Here is a 16,093-nt window from a genome sequence, read left to right as displayed (position 1 = left end):
GCTTCAGCCGTTCAAAGCCGGACGCCACCGGTCGTGAAAGCGACGTCGACGGGCTTCTGGAAATAATCGTTGAGGACGAGGCTCGCGCCGAAGGCGAGGATGGCGGCGACAGCGACAGCGGCGACGAACGACTTCATGATCTTCCCCCGAGAGGCGACACGGCAGCGATAAGCCGCTCTTATACAAGACAGATAGCGAAGGACAGCGGGCGCTTCAAGCGGTCGCAAGAGTGGCGAAAAGCCGCTCGGCCTCGTCCAGATCCTCGGGCCTGTTGGCGTTGAAGAAGGGATCGACCGGATCGACCGGCCACTCCGCGCTGGCGCAGCCATGGCGGGCGGTCCAGCGGTCGATCTTGCGCTCGTCCTCGACCGTCAGCGCCCGGCGCAGATTGTCCCTCAGCGACACCGGCCAGAGCCCGATCACCGGATGCGTCCAGCCGCCCGAGGCGGCGCAGGCGAGCGGGACGCCCTGCTCCTCGCGCGCCTCGTGCAGACGGGCGACGAGATCACGCGGGATGAAGGGCGTGTCGGCGGCGACGCTGACGAGCCATTCGGTCTCGGGCCGATGGGCCGCCATCCAGTCGAGCCCGGCGAGGATGCCAGCGAGCGGTCCGGCGAAATCGGGCACGCTGTCGGCGACCACCGGCAGGCCGTAATCCGCGAAGCGGGCGGGATCGCCATTGGCGTTGACCAGCAGGCGATCGCATTGGGGCGCCAGGCGCTCGATGACATGGGCGAGGATGCTGCGGCCCGCGATGGTCCGCAGCGGCTTGTCACCGCCGCCCATGCGGCGCGCGAGGCCGCCGGCGAGGAGGAGGCCGAGGGTGGGGGGCATCACGACGCAATTCCCTGCAGGCGACGCATTTCCTGGGCGACAGCCTCGGCATCGGCGATGCCGATGAAGCCGTCCCTGATCATGTCAGGACCGCTGTCACTGGGAGGCGCCGGTCGATCCAGAAAAATGACGCTTCCAATCGGCTTACCGCTGTTTTCAACCTCGACCGAGCGGATCGCAGCGAGACGAGCATCTGTCACTGCGCTTCCTTCCACGATGATCGCTCGGCGGTCGGTCAGGAGGTACGTCAGCCCCCTCGCGCGCCGAAACCGAACTGCCGGCCAGCTCACAGCAAGCACACCGCACGCTGCGAGGAACGCGCAGAACACCGGAACGACCATGCCGACGCCACTCCAGCGTCCTTCCCGAAAAGATTGAGCTGCAATAAGCCCCGCAACAACAATCCCCCCTGAGCCAACCAGCAGCGGCACCCACGCCTGTCTCTGACCGTAGCGCCACGGATCAGGCCGACCCCACCAGATTGCCTGCTCGCCAGGATCAAGCAAATGCGTGGGACACGGCAAATCCGTTCGGGGCGCAAGGCCGCTCAATCGTCGCCCCCCGCCCCCTTGCGGCGGCTTTTCCCGCCCTCTTCCTCGACCGTGTCCGGGTCCTGGTCGAAGACGATGTTCTGCTCGCCGGCGAGCGCGACGAAGCGCTTGCCGCGAGCCCGGCCGATCAGGGTGAGGCCTGCCTTGCGCGCCAGTTCGACGCCCCATTCGGTGAAGCCGGAGCGGGAGACCAGCACGGGGATGCCCATGCGGACGGTCTTGATGACCATCTCGGAGGTCAGGCGGCCGGTGGTGTAAAAGATCATCTTCGCGGGATCGACATTGTGCCGGAACATCCAGCCCGCGACCTTGTCGACGGCGTTGTGGCGGCCGACATCCTCCATATAGACCAAGGGCCTGTCGGCCTCGCAGAGCACGCAGCCATGGATGGCGCCGGCCTCGAGATAGAGCGAGGGCGTGGTATTGATCTTCTTCGTCAGGGCATAGAGCCAGCTGGTGCGGAGTTCCGCCTTGGGCAGTTCGATCTCGTCGATCGCTTCCATCAGGTCGCCGAAGGCGGTCCCCTGGGCGCAGCCCGAGGTCAGCGTCTTCTTCTTCAGCTTCTCCTCGAAATTCGTGCGCTCCGGCGTGCGCACGACCACGACCTCGAGTTCCTCGTCGTAATCGACGGCGTCGACGACATCGCCGCGCTTGAGCATGTTCTGGTTGAGCAGATAACCCAGCGCCAGCGCGTCGGGATGGTCCCCGATCGTCATCATCGTGACGATCTCCTGCGCGTTCAGGTAGAGCGTCAGGGCCCGCTCGGTGACGACACGGGTCTCAACGGTCGCGCCGGTCTGGTCGATGCCCGAGACGGTCGCTCCGAGGCGGGCCGCCTGCGGGTCGGGCCGCACAAGATAATCGTCGAGGAAGCTCATATCCTGTGGCATCGCGCCCCTCCGCTCAGGCGGCGACCCGCGCGACGCCGAGCCCCCAGGACTCGACCGCCTCGGCCAGAGCCGGCAGCTCGGTCCAGTCCTCCCCCGCAAAGTCGCGGAAGGCGGGCAGCATGTCGCGCCGCACGGCGATCAGCACGGGCAGGCCCGCGAGCAGCGCCGCGGCGATCTCGTGCCGCAGACCCTTCCCCAGAGCCTCCTGCCGGCCGAATTTGTTGACGATGACGAGATCGGTTTTGTCCGCCAGCGCCGCGCCCAGCGCACCGCCGGCTGCCGCGAGGCCGGTCGCGTCGAGGCGGCAGCCGGTGGCGCCGGCGCCGCGGTTTTCGCTGATCGGGAAACGCGCGCCGCTGGCGAGGTCCTCCAGCGCCATCGCGAAACAACCGCTCTCGCAGGTGCCCTCATTGTGCTGGACGACGCCGCCGAGACGCAGGCCCCGCGCCTTCAGCCGCGAAGCGGCGTCGGCCATGAACCGGTCGATCTCGAAACCCGACGAATAGGGAATGACGGCCATCAGCATCAGGACCTCATCCCATGAATTGGGGGCTGCCACCAGTGGACATTCGCCGCAGGAGGAGCGGGCGTTTCGCGGCGAGAAGCGATCCCAGTGTTGCGCCGGACCTACAGTCTCGCCCGCCGGGGACGGCTACGGTTGAGATCCGCTCTCCGGGTGCTCGCCGGCAGAGCCTTTCCCTCGGTTCCCGTTTGATGCCACGTCACCTTGCCCCGACTCCGCTCGACCCGGCTGCCGACGCCGCGCTGCTGCTGCGCCGCATCGCCTTCGGCACGCTGGCGCTGCTGCTGCCGATCGCCTCTCTGGTCTCGCGCCGCGCCGCCGTCGTGCTGGCGCCGATCGGCGTCGTGCTGCTGGTGATTGCCGTGCTGATCGAGGACCCGCGCGATTTCGTCTCGCGCCTGAAGCGCAGCGTATTCAGCCTGCCCGGACTGATCCTGCTCGGCCTTGTCGGCTGGGCCGTGCTGTCGCTGGTTTGGAGCCCCTATACGGGCTCGGCGACGGAAAAAGCCGGCAACATCGTGCTTGCAGTCGCGCTCGGCTTTCTCGGCAATGCCGCGCTTCCTGACCGGATGCGGGCCTCGAACCTCAACCTCGCCCCGCTCGGAGCCGGCACGGCCGCCGCCTTCGCACTCGCGCTGATCGTGGCGACGGCGCTTCGCCATCAGGACACCGATGCCGGCGTCGAGCGTGGCATCAGCGTCATCCTGATCATGGCCTGGCCCGCCCTCGCCTGGCTGCTTTCGCGTGAGCGCGGCTTGAGCGCGCTCGGGCTCGCGCTGGTCGTCGGCCTGCTCTCGCTGACGCGATTCGAAGATGGCGAGGCCGTCGCGATGATCTGCGGCGCCGTCGCCTTCGGCGCGGTCAGCGCGAGCCGCGAGAAGGCCTCGGCCCTGATCGCGGCGGCGATCGCCGGGCTCATGTTGCTCGCGCCGATCCTGCCCTTCCTGCTGATTCCGATCGCCGCGCGCCTGCCGGACAGCGGGCTTATCGCCTCGCTCGCTACCTGGGCCGACGTCGTCAGCGGCGCGCCGATCCAGCTCGTGACCGGCCATGGGCTCGACACCGTGTTGCGCGGACGGCTGACTGGCGCGCTGCCGCCCGCGACGCCGACGACTCTGCTGTTCGAGACCTGGTACGAGCTCGGACTCGTCGGCGCGGCCGCCGCCGCCTTCTGCCTCTATGTCGCCATCCGGGCCGCGGGGCGGATGCCGAGCGCGCTCGCGGCCGGCGGTGTCGCGGCTTTCACCACGGCGTTCGCCCTCTCGGCGCTTGGCTTTGCGACGCTTCAGCCCTGGTGGCTGATGACGCTGACGGCGGTGGTGCTGCTGTTCGGCGCCATCGCGCGCGGGCAATACCGTACAGACCGGCCCGTCGCGCCGCTGCTCAAGCCCGCCGGCACGACGCGCCCGAAGGCCGGCACGCCCGCCTGATCGCGATCAGGCCGCCGCCTCGCGTGTCGCCTGCACGGCATGGCAGGCCACGCCGTCGATCACCGGCGGGTTTTCCACCCGGCAGCGGTCGAAGACGAGCGGGCAGCGCGGGTGGAAGGTGCAGCCCGGGGGCGGCGCGATCGGGTTCGGGATCTCGCCCTTCACCGATTGGCGCAGCTTGCCGACCATCGCGAGGTCGGGCACCGCGTCGAGCAGCATGCGGGTGTAGGGGTGGCGCGGCGCGGCGAAGAGCTGCCGCCCTTCCGAGACCTCCACGAGGCGGCCGAGATACATCACGCCGATGCGGCTCGCCATGTGCCGGACGACGGCGAGGTTGTGCGAGATGAAGAGATAGGTCAGCCCCAGCCGCTCCTGCAGGTCGCGCATCAGGTTGAGGATCTGGGCCTGGACCGAGACGTCGAGCGCCGAGGTCGGCTCGTCGCAGACGATGAACTCGGCGTCGGAGGCGAGCGCGCGGGCGATCGCGATGCGCTGGCGCTGGCCGCCCGAGAACTCGTGCGGGAACTTGCTGCGGTCGTCCGGATGCAGGCCGACGAGGCTGAGCAGTTCGCCGACGCGCTCGGCGATCGTCGCCTCGCCCTCGATCAGCCCGAAGGCGCGGATCGGTTCGGCGATGATGCGCCCGACCCGCCAGCGCGGATTGAGCGAGGCGTAAGGGTCCTGGAAGATCATCTGGATGCGCCGGCGCAGGCGCTGGCGCTCATCGGCCGCCGCCGCATCATGCATCGAGACGCCGTCGATGGTGACCGTGCCCGCCGAGGGCGGCAGCAGGCCGACCACCATGCGCGCCACGGTCGATTTGCCCGAACCGGATTCGCCGACCAGCGCGAAGGTCTCGCCCTTCCGGATGTCGAAGGAGACGCCGTCGACCGCTTTGAGGAACTGGCGCGGCGCGCGCTCGATGACGCGGTTGAGCCAGGGCTTCGAGACGTCGAAGACGCGCTTGAGATCGCGGACCTGGACGAGTGCGGCGGGATCGGCGGTCATGCGGCGACCTCGCTGTCGGTGCGCGTGTCGTAGAGATGGCAGGCGACCTTGCGGCTGCCGACGGCGATCGGCTCCGGCCGCTCGGTGCGGCAGCGGTCGAAGGCCTGGGCACAGCGCGGGTTGAAGGCGCAGCCTTGCGGGATGGCGGAGAGCCGCGGCATCGAGCCCGGGATCTGCACGAGCCGCGTGGTCTCACCCTCCAGCGAGGGGATCGCGCCCATCAACCCCTTCGCATAGGGGTGCAGCGGCTCCTTCACCACCTCGCGCACGGGACCGATCTCGGCGATGCGCCCGGCATACATCACCGCGACGCGGTCGGCCGTCTCGGCGATCACGCCCATATCGTGGGTGACGAGCATGACCGAGGTGCCGCGCTCGCGGCAGAGCGTCTTGATCAGCGCGATGATCTGCGCCTGCACCGAGACGTCGAGCGCGGTGGTCGGCTCGTCGGCGATGATGAATTCCGGCTCGGCGCAGAGCGCCAGCGCGATGACGACGCGCTGGCGCATGCCGCCGGAGAACTCGTGCGGGTAGCTGTCGATCCGCTTTTCGGGGGCGGGAATGCCGACTTCGTCGAGCAGGGCGATGGCGCGGGCCCGCGCCTGGGCAGCGTCGAGATCGGTGTGGACGCGGATCGTCTCGATCAGCTGCTCGCTGATCCGGTAGAGCGGGTTCAGGCTGGTCAGCGGATCCTGGAAGATCATGCCGATGCGCTTGCCGCGGACCTTGCGCATCGCCTCGTCGGGCAGGTCGTCGATGCGCTCGCCCGACAGCCTGACCTCGCCGCCGGCGATGCGGCCGGGCGGGTCGATCAGGCCGATGATGGCCGAGCCGGTGACCGACTTGCCGGCGCCGGATTCGCCGACCACGCCGAGCACCTCGCCGCGCGCGACGTCGAAGGAGATGCGATCCAGCGCGCGCAGCGTGCCGCGGCGGGTAACGAACTCGACCGTCAGGTCGCGGACGGAGAGGATCGGGGCAGCGTTTTCAAGCTCCATCGCGCTCATCTCAGCTTCGGGTTGAGCGCATCGCGCAGCCAGTCGCCGAACAGGTTGATCGACAAAGCGAGCAGCACCAGCACAAGCGAGGGAAACAGCAGGATCCACCACTCCCCGGAGAAGAGATATTGCTGACCGAAGCGGATCAGCGTGCCGAGCGAGGGCTGGGTCGGCGGCATGCCGACGCCGAGGAAGGAGAGCGTCGCCTCCTCGATGACGGCGAGCGCCAGGTTGATGGTCGCAATCACCAGCACGGGCCCGGCGACATTGGGCAGGACATGCTTGAGCATCACCGGCCAGGCCTTGAGCCCGATCAGCCGGGCGGCATCGACATAGACCTTGTTCTTCTCGACGAGCGTCGAGCCGCGCACGGTGCGGGCATATTGCGCCCAGTTCGACAGGCCGATGGCAACGACGAGGACGAGCAGCGTCATCTGCTCCTGCAGCGCCGGGGGGATCAGCCCGCGGGCCACGCCGAAGACCAGCAGCGCAACCAGGATCGCCGGAAAGGAGAGCTGCACGTCGGCGACGCGCATGATCAGCGCCTCGGTGCGGCCGCCGACATAGCCGGCGACGAGACCGAGCCCCACACCGATGACGAGCGAGAACAGCACGGAGGCCGCACCGACCAGCAGAGAGACGCGCGATCCGTAGAGGATGGCCGAAAAGATGTCTCTGCCCTGCGCGTCCGAGCCCAGCCAGAAGACCTTTCCGGTGATCTCGTTGGGCACCATCGGGCGGGAAAAACCGTCGGAGAGATCGAGCGAGGCAGGGTCGAAGGGATCATAGGGCGCGATCAGCGGCGCCGCGATTGCCGCCAGCACGAGCAGAAGCGCCAGCAGTGTCGCCACCACCGTCATCGGCGAGGAGCGAAAGGAGTAGGCGATATCGGAATCCCAGAGCCTCGCGAGGCGTCCGGGCGGCTTGGGGGAAGCAGGCATGCTGGTCATGATGCGAACCTCGCTCTCACTTCGCCATGGCCGGATTGCCCGTCCGCAGGCGCGGATCGAGCGCGACATAGACGAGATCGACCAGGAGCGAGGTCAGCACGAAGACGAAAGCCACGAAGAGGAGATAGGCCGACATCACAGGCACGTCGACGAACTGCACGGCATTGACGAAAAGCGCCCCCAGCCCCGGCCACTGGAACACCGTCTCGGTGACGATGGCGAAGGCGATGACGCCACCGAGCTGCACGCCGGCGATGGTGATGACCGGGATCAGCGTGTTGCGCAGCGCGTGGCGGAACTCGATGCGCCGCTCGGGAATGCCGCGCGCCCGTGCGAAGCGTATGAAGTCCGCCCGCATCACCTCCAGCATCTCGGAGCGGACGAGGCGCATGATCAGGGTGAGTTGCAGAAAGCCCAGGGTCAGCACCGGCAGAACCAGCGATTTCAGCCCGCTGGTCGTGAGCAGGCCGGTGGTCCACCAGCCGATCGCAACCGTGTCGCCGCGCCCGAAGGAAGGCAGCCAGCGCAACTCCACAGCAAAAATGTAGATCAGGCCGATGCCGATCAGGAAGGTCGGCAGGCTGACGCCGATCAGCGAGAGCGACATCACCAGATTGGCGAGCCAGCCATCGCGCCGGATGGCGGCATAGACGCCGAGCGCGATGCCGGTCACGAAGGCGAAGATCGCCGAGAGCACCGCGAGTTCGACCGTCGCCGGCAGCCGCTCGAGGATCAGCGTCGAGACCTTGCGACCCTGGCGGTAGGAGATGCCGAAATCACCCTGCGCCGCATCCGCGACGAAGCGGGCGAACTGCAGCGGCACGGGGTCGTTGAGGCCGAGACGCTCGGTCAGCTCGGCGCGGTCCTGCAGCGTCGCCTCCTGGCCGAGCATGTTGACCACGGGATCGCCGACGAAGCGGAACATCGAGAAGGCGATGAAGGCGACCGCCAGCATCACGACGATGCCCTGCATCAGCGAGCGCAGGATGTAGGCGAGCATTGCGCTGTCATTTCATCACGAAGCACAGGCCGGACACACCCTCCACGTCATCCCGGGCGGAGAGGAGCGGAGACCCGGGATCCATGCCGGAACGGCTCAGGCATGGATCCCGGATTAGCGCCGCTATGCGGCTTGTCCGGGATGACGATGGAGGTTCGAAAGCCAACTCGCCGGAACTACGAGCCCTTGAAGCTCACCATCTTCAGCTTCGGGTTGTTGCCGACGTCGACCGGGATATCGAGCGAGGTCTTCATCGCGTAGCTGAGCGACTGGTGGTGGATCGGCAGGTAGATTGTCTCGTCCTTCAGCCGGGTCCAGAGCTTCGCGATGGTCGCATCACGCTTGGCCAGATCGACCTCCTTCGAGAGCGACTCGATCATCGTGTCGACCTCGGCGTTCTTGAAGCCGGTCGCGTTCCAAGAGCCCTGCGAGCCGGTGCGCGAGTGGTACATGTAGGAGAAGATGTAGTCGGAATCGTAGGTCGGGACGCCCCAGCCGACGAGGTAGAACTCCGTCTCCGGCGGGTTCCGCTGGATCAGGTTGAAGTGGATCGACTTCGACTGCGAGACGAGGTTCACCTTCACGCCGATCTGGCCGAACATGCCGACCGCCGCCTGGCAGATGCCCTCGTCGTTGACATAGCGGTCATTGGGGCAGTGCAGCGTCACCGAGAAGCCGTTGGGATAGCCCGCTTCCGCGAGAAGGGCCTTCGCCTTGGCGTTGTCGACCGCGGGGAAGCTGTCCAGCTCCTTGGTCCAGCCATTGACGAAAGGCGGCATGATCACGCCCGTCGGCACCGATTCGCCGCGCATCACGACCCGCTGGATCGCCGGCCGGTTGATCGCCATGTTGAGAGCCTGGCGCACCCGCTTGTCCGCGAAGGGGTTCTTGCCCTGGACGTCGTCGCCCTTGAGGTCGGCGGAGGCGACGTCCATGCCGAAGAAGATGGTGCGGTTCTCGGCGCCGGAATTGACCCGCAGGTTCTGCTGGTTCTTGAGACGCGCGATGTCCTGCACCGGCACGTCCTGCACGAAGTCGACCTCGCCCGAGAGGAGCGCCGCGACGCGGGTCGCGTCCTGCTTGATCGGCACCAGCGTCAGCTCGGTGATCTGGAGCGGAACCTTGGCCTTGTTCCAGTAGGCGTCGTTGCGCTTCATCACCGTCTTCACATCGGCCTCGCGCGAGACGAGGATGAACGGGCCGGTGCCGTTGGCGTTGCGGACGGCGAAGTTCTCTTCCTTGTTCTTGAAGTCCTGTGCCTTGACGGCGTTGTTCTTCTCCGCCCAGGCCTTGCTCATGATGCGGATCGAGGAAGTGTTGTTGACCAGCAGCGGGTTCGGCCCCTTGGTCTTGATGCGCACCGTCAGGTCATCGACCTTGCTGACCTTCTCGACCGAGGTGAGATAGCCCTTGAAGTCCGAGGTCGGCTGCATGGCGCGCTCATAGGAAAACACCACGTCGTCGGCCGTGAAGGGCGTCCCGTCATGGAACTTGACGCCGGACTCCAGCTTGAACTCCCAGGTGGTCGGATCGTCCGGCAGGACGCGCCAGGACGAGGCCAGCAGCGGCAGCAGCTTGCCGGCGTGGTCACGCTCGGTCAGGCTTTCATAGATGTGCTGGTTGAGCGACGTCGTCGGCCCCTCGTTCTGGGCATGGGGATCGATCGTCAGGGCGTCGCCGGCAGCGGCCCATTTCAGGGGTCGGGCCTCGGCGGCGCCGAGCGCCAGCAGCGAAACCCCGAGCAAAGCGGCCGCAAGGCCGAACACACGCGCTTTCATCGAATCACACCTCCCCTTGCAGGCACCGCGCGGCGCCTGAAAGGCAGGATGTTAGGGGCAGGCCGCGCGCGAGTCACGGGTCTCCCGCGCGGCAGACGCATGGCTGGGTGCACGCGCTGCACAAGTTTTCGTCATCTGCAGCGACGGAGCTCTAACGCGCGAGGTCGGCAATGAGCTTGCGCACGAACTGCGTGCCGGCCTCGAGCTGGTCGAGCGTGATGAACTCGTCCGGCTGGTGGGCCTGGGCGATGTCGCCCGGACCGCAGACCACGGTCGACCAGCCGGCGCGCTGGAACAGGCCGCCTTCCGTGCCATAGGCCACGACATGGCGGCCATTATCGCCGGTCAGGCGGCGGCAGAGCTCCTCGGCCGCGCCGTTCTCCTCCGGCCCCATTGCCGGGGTGTCGGAGGTCACGACGAAATCGATGCCGGTCTCGGGGGCGATCGCCTGCATCTGCGCTTCCAGCGCCGCGACCTCGGCGCGGTAGCGCTGCTCGTAGCTCTCGAAGCTCTCACCCGGGACGCAGCGAACCTCATGGGTGAACATGCAGTTCTCGGCCGTGATGTTGACCGCCGTCCCCCCATTCACCACGCCGACGTGGAGCGTCGTGTAGGGCGGCTCGAAACCGTTACCCGGCGCGGTGCGGGCCTTGTTCTCGGCCATCACCTGGTTGTGCCAGTCGATCAGGCGGCCCGCGATCATCACCGCCGGCACGCCGACATCGACGCGGCTGGAATGGACGGCGTGGCCGCGCACCGTCGTCCTCATCCGCATGCCGCCCTTGTGGCCGGTGACGACGTGCATCATCGAGGGCTCGCCGACGATGACGGCCGATGGCTTCAAACCGTCCTTCGTCATCGCCTCGATCATGACGCGGGCGCCCTGGCAGCCGACCTCCTCGTCATAAGAGAGCGCGATGTGGATCGGCCGCTTCAGCGGCGCCGCCAGCATCTCGGGCACCAGCGCCAGTGCGATGGCGTCGAAGCCCTTCATGTCGCAGGTGCCGCGGCCGTAGAGCTTGCCGTCCCGCTCGGTCAGCGTCCAGGGATCGGAACTCCAGTCCTGCCCGGCGACCGGAACGACATCGGTGTGGCCGGAGAGGACGACGCCGCCGTCAACCTTCGGGCCGATCCTGGCGTAGAGATTGGCTTTCTGCCCGTCGGGGCTGGGCGCCAGACGGCTCTCGACACCGAGGTCTGCGAGATAGTCGCGGCAGAAATCGATCAGCTCGAGATTGCTGCGCTGCGATTCCGTGTTGAACGAAACCAGCCGGGCCAGCATCTCCTTGGGGGTCATCGTCACGCGGCTTCACTCCAAATGGCGCTGCGAGGCAGGTTTCGTGCCGGGGCCGGCCCGGCGCTGCCCTGATATATGTTCCTAGGCCTCTGCTCCGCCGCTGCCAACGATCCGTTTCCGTCCGTTGCCGGGGCCGCCTATAACGACGGCTCAAGACACGAGGCCCAGCATGACATTCGACGTCACCCTTGCCGATATCCAGGCTGCCGCTGCGCGCATCGCCGGCAAGATCCGGCGCACGCCGACCTATTTCAGTGCCGGCCTCTCGGCGCGGCTGGGCGTCGAAACGGTCGTCAAGGTCGAGAGCCTGCAGCTCGGCGGTTCGTTCAAGGTCCGGGGCTGCTTCAACAAGCTGATGGCACTGAGCGAGCGGGAGCTTGCCCGCGGCGTCGTGACCGTGTCGGGCGGCAATCATGCGATTGCGGTCGCGCTGGTCGCCAAGACGATGGGCTGCCGCGCGCTGGTGCTGATGCCGCAGAACGCGGCGGCCTTCAATGTCGAGATGGCGCGTTCGCTGGGGGCCGAGATCGAGCTCTGCGCGGATTCGATCGAAGCCTTCGCGAAGGCTGAAGTCTACGCGGCCCAGGGCATGACCCATGTCCATTCCTATGACGATCCGGCGATCATCGCCGGCCATGGCTCGCTCGGGCTCGAGATGAACAACGATGCCGGCGGGCGGCTCGACCACGTCTTCATCTTGATTGGCGGCGGCGGCTTCGCGGCCGGCGTCGGCGCGGCGATGAAGGGGCTCGACCCCGCCCTGCGCATCCATGGCGTCGAAACCGAGGGCGCGACCGCGATGACGCAGGCGCTGGCGGCCGGCAAGCCGGTGCCGATCCGCCCGACCTCGATCGCACGCACGCTCGGCGCCCCCTTCGCGACAGAGCGGACCATGGCCGCCGCGCGGCAGTTCCTCGAGGACATCGTGATCGTGCCGGACGCCGAGGCCGTGCGCGAGATCACCTGGGTGCTGCAGAACGGGCGCGTGCTGCTGGAGCCGGCGGCCTCCTGCGTGGTGGCCGCGGCGCTGGCGCGCAAGGCGATCTTCAAGCCCGGCGAGCGGGTCGGGCTCGTGCTCTGCGGCTCGAATGTCGCGCTCGACGACATTGCCGCCTGGCGGACGCAGTTCGGGGTTTGAAGCGCCTGTGCCGCCGACGCGCGGCAGGGTCGCGGCGCCGCGCCTTGACGCTGCCGCCAGTTCCGGGTTGTGGAGAGAGGCGCCACGTCCGACCGAGACGGCGGGGGGCCGCCTCGGCGGGCGCGGGCTGAAGCGGAGGCAGGCCTATGACGATCCTCGACCACAAGACGCAGCCGCAGGAGAAATGGCGCGACGGCGTCATGACCGAGATACGGGTCTCCGCGATGGTCGAAAGCAAGCAGCTCTGCATCTTCGAGCAGTTCTGCGAGCCCGGTCTCGGCGCGCCGATGCATCTGCATGCGGTCGAGGAGGTGCTGGAGGTGATGGCCGGCACGGCCGAGATCTATCTGCGCGACAAGACGATGGTCGTTACCGCCAACCAGTCCGTCCTGGTGCCGGCCGGTGCCCGCCACGGCTTCAAGAACATCGGCACCGACACGCTGCATGTGCGCGCAACCCTGGCGGCTGCGATCTTCGAAGCCTCCTATGACGACCGCAACGAATTGTCGCGCCGCTACGTGCCCGCCAACGCCTGAACGGCTCTGTCCACCTTGCCCAAGACGCGATCCGCCGCGGGTGGGTCGCATTCGCGCTTTCCGAGGTTCCGATGCCCAAGACCGAACTCATCGCCGCCATTCATCCGGAGCTCACGGCGATCCGCCGCGACCTGCACCGCCATCCCGAGCTGATGTACGACGTGCACCGTACGGCGGGCGTCGTCGCGCAGAAGCTGACCGAATGGGGCGTCGACGAGGTCGTGGCCGGCATCGGCAAGACCGGTGTCGTCGGCGTGATCAAAGGCCGCAACCAGGGCTCGGGCAAGGTCATCGCGATGCGCGCCGACATGGATGCGCTGCCGATTCATGAAGAAACCAATCTCGAGCATCGCTCGACCGTGCCGGGCAAGATGCACGCCTGCGGCCATGACGGCCACACGGCCATGCTGCTCGGCGCCGCGAAGTATCTCGCCGAAACCCGCGATTTCGACGGGACGGCCGTGGTGATCTTCCAGCCGGCGGAGGAAGGCGGCGCCGGGGCCAAGGCGATGATCGACGACGGGCTGATGACCCGCTTCGGCATCCAGGAGGTCTATGGCATGCACAACAAGCCCGGCCTGCCCATCGGCCAGTTCGACGTGCGCAAGGGCCCGACCATGGCGGCTGCCGACCGCATTCACATCAAGATCGAGGGCAAGGGCGGCCATGCCGCGGCGCCGCACCGCGTCAACGACCCGATCGTCGCCGCCTGCCAGCTGGTGACGGCGCTGCAGACGATTTCCTCGCGCAATGCCGACCCGCTCGATTCGATCGTCGTCTCCGTGACCGCGATCAATGCGGGCGAGGCCTTCAACGTCATCCCGCAGACCGTCGAGCTCAAGGGCTCGGTCCGGACACTGACGCCGCAGATGCGCGAACTCGCCGAGAAGCGCATCAAGGAGGTCACCGCCGGCATCATGGGCGCCTTCGGGATGAGCTTCGTCTGCGACTATCTCCACGGCTACCCGGTGACCTTCAACCATGCGGAGCAGGCCGAATTCGCGGTCAGCACGATCGAGGCCGCCTTCGGGGCGGGCAAGGTCGATACCAGCGTGCCGCCGACGATGGGCTCGGAAGATTTCTCCTACATGCTCGAGGAGCGGCCCGGCGCCTTCATCAATATCGGCAATGGCGACTCCGCGGGGCTGCATCACCCGGCCTATGAGTTCAACGACGAGGTCATCCCCGTGGGCGTGACCTACTGGGCGAACCTCGTCGAGACAGCGATGCCAGCCAAGGCCTGAAGGGCGCCCGCCTCATGCATGACATCGACTGCCTGGTGATCGGGGCCGGCGTCGTCGGCCTCGCGACAGCGCGGGCGCTGGCGCTCGCCGGGCGCGAGGTCGTCATCGCGGAAGCCGCGGAGGGCATCGGCACGCAGACCTCGGCGCGCAACAGCGAGGTCATCCATGCGGGGATCTATTATCCGCCGGGCTCGCTGAAGGCGAAGGTCTGCGTCGAAGGTCGCAAGCTTCTCTACGCCTATCTCCGCGAGCGGGGCCTACCGCACAAGGCCTGCGGCAAGCTGATCGTCGCGACCAGCGCTTCGCAGAAGCCGGCGCTGGAGACGATCATGACGCGGGCCCAAGCCTCCGGTGTCGACAGCCTGCGCTGGCTCGACGCGGCCGAAGCCAAGGCGCTGGAGCCGGAGGTGCGCTGCGAGATCGCGCTTTTGTCGCCGGAGACCGGCGTGGTCGACAGCCATGCCTTCATGCTGTCGCTGCTCGGCGAATGCGAAGCGGCGGGCGGGTCGCTGGCACTCAACACGCCGATCGCCGGCTGGAGGCGCGAGGCGGACGGCTTCAGCGTCGATTTCGGCGGGGCGGAGCCCGCGACCTATAGCGTCAGGACGATCGTGAATTCGGCCGGCCATGGCGCGCCGAAGCTGCTCGGCACGCTGGAGGGTTTCCCATCCGAGCATGTGCCGGTGCAGCATTACGCCAAGGGCAATTACTTCGCGCTGCTGGGCAAGCAGCCCTTCTCACATCTGGTCTATCCGGTGCCCGAAGCGGCGGGCTTAGGCATCCACGCCACGATCGACATGGGCGGGCGGGTCAAGTTCGGCCCGGATGTCGAATGGGTCGAGCACGACCAGGACCTCGTCGTCGATCCCGCGCGGGCCGAGACGTTCTACGCCGCGATCCGGACCTATTGGCCGGCCCTGCCCGACGGCGCTCTCGTCGCCGATTATGCCGGCATCCGCCCGAAGCTGCATGATTCGACGCAGCCGATGCCCGATTTCCGCATCGACGGGCCAGCCGTCCATGGTGTGGACGGGCTGGTCAATCTGCTGGGGATCGAAAGTCCCGGCCTGACGAGTTCGCTGGCGATCGCGGAGATGGTGGTGGAGCGGCTGCGGGCCTGACGCCCGTCATGCTCGGGCGAAGACCCGAGCATCTCAGGGCGACGAGGCCGCCGTGCCGGCGCTCCATTCTGGAAGAGCTTCTCGGGTCTGCGGTTCGCTTCGCCCGAGAATGACGCCGGCGGTCAGCCCCTCAGCGCCCTGAACGCCTCGCTCGCCTCTTTCGCGAGCCTCGTAACGCGCGCCCAATCGCCGGATGCGATGGCGTCCGCCGGCACCAGCCATGAGCCGCCGACGCAGATGACCTGCGGCAGGGCGAGGTAGCTCCCGAGGTTGTTCAGGCCGACGCCACCGGTCGGGCAGAAACGCATCTGCGGGAACGGGCCCGAGAGCGCCTTGAGCGCGGGCGGCCCGCCCGCTGTTTCTGCAGGGAAGAACTTCGCGACAATGCGGCCGGCAGCGACCGCGCGCATGCAGTCCGACGCCGTGGCGACGCCCGGCAGCCAGGGCAGCCCCGCCGCCTTCAGCGCCTCGTCGACGGCTTCAGAAAAGCCGGGACTGACGACGGCCTTGGCGCCGGCATCCTTGACCTGCTGGACCTGCGCCGGCGTGACGACCGTGCCGGCGACCGGCAGCGCGCCCGGCACCGATCGGGCGATGGCTTCCAGCGCAGCGAGCCCGGCCGGGCGGCGCAGCGTGACCTCGACGACGTCGATGCCGCCGGCGACGAGGGCGTGCGCCAGGTCGATGGCGCGCGAGGCATCCTCGATCACCACGACCGGAATCACGCCACAGGCTTCGAGGCGGGCAATCGCGGCGGTCTCGTCCATCGTCGGCGTCTTTCAATCGTTTGAACGG

General features: G+C 67.7%; 17 protein-coding genes. 5 read left to right on the top strand and 12 right to left on the bottom strand.

Annotated features, from left to right (window positions below):
- Positions 1 to 11: 11 nt before the first annotated feature.
- The 5 genes from ACFPN9_RS03855 to ACFPN9_RS03835 form a co-directional block, all read right to left on the bottom strand.
- The gene (locus ACFPN9_RS03855; protein ID WP_280939924.1) at positions 12 to 137 is read right to left on the bottom strand and encodes a hypothetical protein; all 126 of its coding nucleotides are present in this window, start codon (positions 135 to 137) and stop codon (positions 12 to 14) included.
- Between the two features lie 76 nt (positions 138 to 213).
- The gene (mobA, locus tag ACFPN9_RS03850; protein ID WP_066718137.1) at positions 214 to 834 is read right to left on the bottom strand and encodes a molybdenum cofactor guanylyltransferase MobA; all 621 of its coding nucleotides are present in this window, start codon (positions 832 to 834) and stop codon (positions 214 to 216) included.
- Positions 834 to 1,265 carry a hypothetical protein gene (locus tag ACFPN9_RS03845; RefSeq protein ID WP_156446447.1) on the bottom strand — a complete coding sequence of 144 codons (432 nt, stop codon included), beginning with the start codon at positions 1,263 to 1,265 and terminating at the stop codon, positions 834 to 836. Before ACFPN9_RS03845 ends, mobA begins: the two co-directional genes overlap by 1 nt.
- A gap of 116 nt (positions 1,266 to 1,381) precedes the next feature.
- Entirely contained in the window at positions 1,382 to 2,275 is an 894-nt protein-coding gene (locus ACFPN9_RS03840; protein ID WP_156446446.1) for a formate dehydrogenase accessory sulfurtransferase FdhD, read from the bottom strand.
- 13 nt (positions 2,276 to 2,288) lie between these two features.
- Positions 2,289 to 2,801, bottom strand: coding sequence for a DUF2478 domain-containing protein (locus ACFPN9_RS03835; RefSeq protein WP_066718128.1), 513 nt, complete (start codon positions 2,799 to 2,801; stop codon positions 2,289 to 2,291).
- Positions 2,802 to 2,989: 188 nt separating this feature from the next.
- Between ACFPN9_RS03835 and ACFPN9_RS03830 the strand changes: the two genes are divergently transcribed.
- Positions 2,990 to 4,228, top strand: a complete 1,239-nt coding sequence (locus tag ACFPN9_RS03830) for a hypothetical protein (RefSeq protein WP_066718125.1) — start codon at positions 2,990 to 2,992, stop codon at positions 4,226 to 4,228.
- A gap of 6 nt (positions 4,229 to 4,234) precedes the next feature.
- Here the strand turns inward: ACFPN9_RS03830 and ACFPN9_RS03825 are convergent, their stop codons facing one another.
- The 6 genes from ACFPN9_RS03825 to argE all read right to left on the bottom strand — a co-directional run bounded on the left by ACFPN9_RS03825 (position 4,235) and on the right by argE (position 11,259).
- Entirely contained in the window at positions 4,235 to 5,236 is a 1,002-nt protein-coding gene (locus ACFPN9_RS03825) for an ABC transporter ATP-binding protein (protein WP_066718123.1), read from the bottom strand.
- Positions 5,233 to 6,234 (bottom strand): ABC transporter ATP-binding protein, encoded by a 1,002-nt coding sequence (locus ACFPN9_RS03820; protein WP_066718121.1) that lies wholly within the window; start codon positions 6,232 to 6,234, stop codon positions 5,233 to 5,235. The genes ACFPN9_RS03825 and ACFPN9_RS03820 overlap by 4 nt, the downstream gene beginning before the upstream one ends.
- A gap of 5 nt (positions 6,235 to 6,239) precedes the next feature.
- Positions 6,240 to 7,184, bottom strand: coding sequence for an ABC transporter permease (locus ACFPN9_RS03815; protein ID WP_156446445.1), 945 nt, complete (start codon positions 7,182 to 7,184; stop codon positions 6,240 to 6,242).
- 16 nt (positions 7,185 to 7,200) lie between these two features.
- Complete coding sequence (locus ACFPN9_RS03810; protein ID WP_066718118.1) at positions 7,201 to 8,184, bottom strand: ABC transporter permease; 984 nt, start codon at positions 8,182 to 8,184, stop codon at positions 7,201 to 7,203.
- Positions 8,185 to 8,360: 176 nt separating this feature from the next.
- Positions 8,361 to 9,962 (bottom strand): ABC transporter substrate-binding protein, encoded by a 1,602-nt coding sequence (locus tag ACFPN9_RS03805; RefSeq protein WP_066718105.1) that lies wholly within the window; start codon positions 9,960 to 9,962, stop codon positions 8,361 to 8,363.
- A 151-nt stretch (positions 9,963 to 10,113) separates the two neighbouring features.
- Positions 10,114 to 11,259 carry an acetylornithine deacetylase gene (gene argE / locus ACFPN9_RS03800; RefSeq protein ID WP_066718163.1) on the bottom strand — a complete coding sequence of 382 codons (1,146 nt, stop codon included), beginning with the start codon at positions 11,257 to 11,259 and terminating at the stop codon, positions 10,114 to 10,116.
- Positions 11,260 to 11,428: 169 nt separating this feature from the next.
- On the opposite strand from argE, the gene ACFPN9_RS03795 reads away from it, so the two are divergent.
- The 4 genes from ACFPN9_RS03795 (at position 11,429) to ACFPN9_RS03780 (ending at position 15,298) form a co-directional block, all read left to right on the top strand.
- A complete protein-coding gene (locus ACFPN9_RS03795) occupies positions 11,429 to 12,397 on the top strand; it encodes a threonine ammonia-lyase (RefSeq protein WP_066718103.1) in 969 nt (322 codons plus the stop codon).
- A gap of 146 nt (positions 12,398 to 12,543) precedes the next feature.
- On the top strand, positions 12,544 to 12,933 hold the full coding sequence (locus ACFPN9_RS03790; protein WP_066718101.1) for a cupin domain-containing protein: 390 nt from the start codon (positions 12,544 to 12,546) through the stop codon (positions 12,931 to 12,933).
- A 71-nt stretch (positions 12,934 to 13,004) separates the two neighbouring features.
- A complete protein-coding gene (locus ACFPN9_RS03785; protein ID WP_066718099.1) occupies positions 13,005 to 14,177 on the top strand; it encodes a M20 aminoacylase family protein in 1,173 nt (390 codons plus the stop codon).
- A 14-nt stretch (positions 14,178 to 14,191) separates the two neighbouring features.
- Positions 14,192 to 15,298 (top strand): NAD(P)/FAD-dependent oxidoreductase, encoded by a 1,107-nt coding sequence (locus ACFPN9_RS03780; protein WP_066718097.1) that lies wholly within the window; start codon positions 14,192 to 14,194, stop codon positions 15,296 to 15,298.
- Positions 15,299 to 15,420: 122 nt separating this feature from the next.
- Here the strand turns inward: ACFPN9_RS03780 and eda are convergent, their stop codons facing one another.
- A complete protein-coding gene (gene eda, locus ACFPN9_RS03775) occupies positions 15,421 to 16,065 on the bottom strand; it encodes a bifunctional 4-hydroxy-2-oxoglutarate aldolase/2-dehydro-3-deoxy-phosphogluconate aldolase (protein ID WP_066718095.1) in 645 nt (214 codons plus the stop codon).
- Between the last annotated feature and the right edge of the window lie 28 nt (positions 16,066 to 16,093).

The organism is Allobosea massiliensis (assembly GCF_042655245.1).
In the GTDB taxonomy this organism is placed as follows: Bacteria; Pseudomonadota; Alphaproteobacteria; order Rhizobiales; family Beijerinckiaceae; genus Allobosea; species Allobosea massiliensis.
The sequence above is the reverse complement of the archived record's forward strand: the minus strand, read 5'-3'. Positions and strand labels throughout refer to the sequence as shown.

Coding starts and splice junctions, on each gene's coding strand:
- ACFPN9_RS03815 (WP_156446445.1), bottom strand. CDS start 7,184: ATGACCAGCATGCCTGCTTCCCCCAAGCCGCCCGGACGCCTCGCGAGG.
- ACFPN9_RS03855 (WP_280939924.1), bottom strand. CDS start 137: ATGAAGTCGTTCGTCGCCGCTGTCGCTGTCGCCGCCATCCTCGCCTTC.
- ACFPN9_RS03810 (WP_066718118.1), bottom strand. CDS start 8,184: ATGCTCGCCTACATCCTGCGCTCGCTGATGCAGGGCATCGTCGTGATG.
- ACFPN9_RS03825 (WP_066718123.1), bottom strand. CDS start 5,236: ATGACCGCCGATCCCGCCGCACTCGTCCAGGTCCGCGATCTCAAGCGC.
- mobA (WP_066718137.1), bottom strand. CDS start 834: ATGCCCCCCACCCTCGGCCTCCTCCTCGCCGGCGGCCTCGCGCGCCGC.
- ACFPN9_RS03830 (WP_066718125.1), top strand. CDS start 2,990: ATGCCACGTCACCTTGCCCCGACTCCGCTCGACCCGGCTGCCGACGCC.
- ACFPN9_RS03805 (WP_066718105.1), bottom strand. CDS start 9,962: ATGAAAGCGCGTGTGTTCGGCCTTGCGGCCGCTTTGCTCGGGGTTTCG.
- eda (WP_066718095.1), bottom strand. CDS start 16,065: ATGGACGAGACCGCCGCGATTGCCCGCCTCGAAGCCTGTGGCGTGATT.
- ACFPN9_RS03785 (WP_066718099.1), top strand. CDS start 13,005: ATGCCCAAGACCGAACTCATCGCCGCCATTCATCCGGAGCTCACGGCG.
- ACFPN9_RS03835 (WP_066718128.1), bottom strand. CDS start 2,801: ATGCTGATGGCCGTCATTCCCTATTCGTCGGGTTTCGAGATCGACCGG.
- ACFPN9_RS03790 (WP_066718101.1), top strand. CDS start 12,544: ATGACGATCCTCGACCACAAGACGCAGCCGCAGGAGAAATGGCGCGAC.
- ACFPN9_RS03840 (WP_156446446.1), bottom strand. CDS start 2,275: ATGCCACAGGATATGAGCTTCCTCGACGATTATCTTGTGCGGCCCGAC.
- ACFPN9_RS03780 (WP_066718097.1), top strand. CDS start 14,192: ATGCATGACATCGACTGCCTGGTGATCGGGGCCGGCGTCGTCGGCCTC.
- ACFPN9_RS03820 (WP_066718121.1), bottom strand. CDS start 6,234: ATGGAGCTTGAAAACGCTGCCCCGATCCTCTCCGTCCGCGACCTGACG.
- argE (WP_066718163.1), bottom strand. CDS start 11,259: ATGACCCCCAAGGAGATGCTGGCCCGGCTGGTTTCGTTCAACACGGAA.
- ACFPN9_RS03795 (WP_066718103.1), top strand. CDS start 11,429: ATGACATTCGACGTCACCCTTGCCGATATCCAGGCTGCCGCTGCGCGC.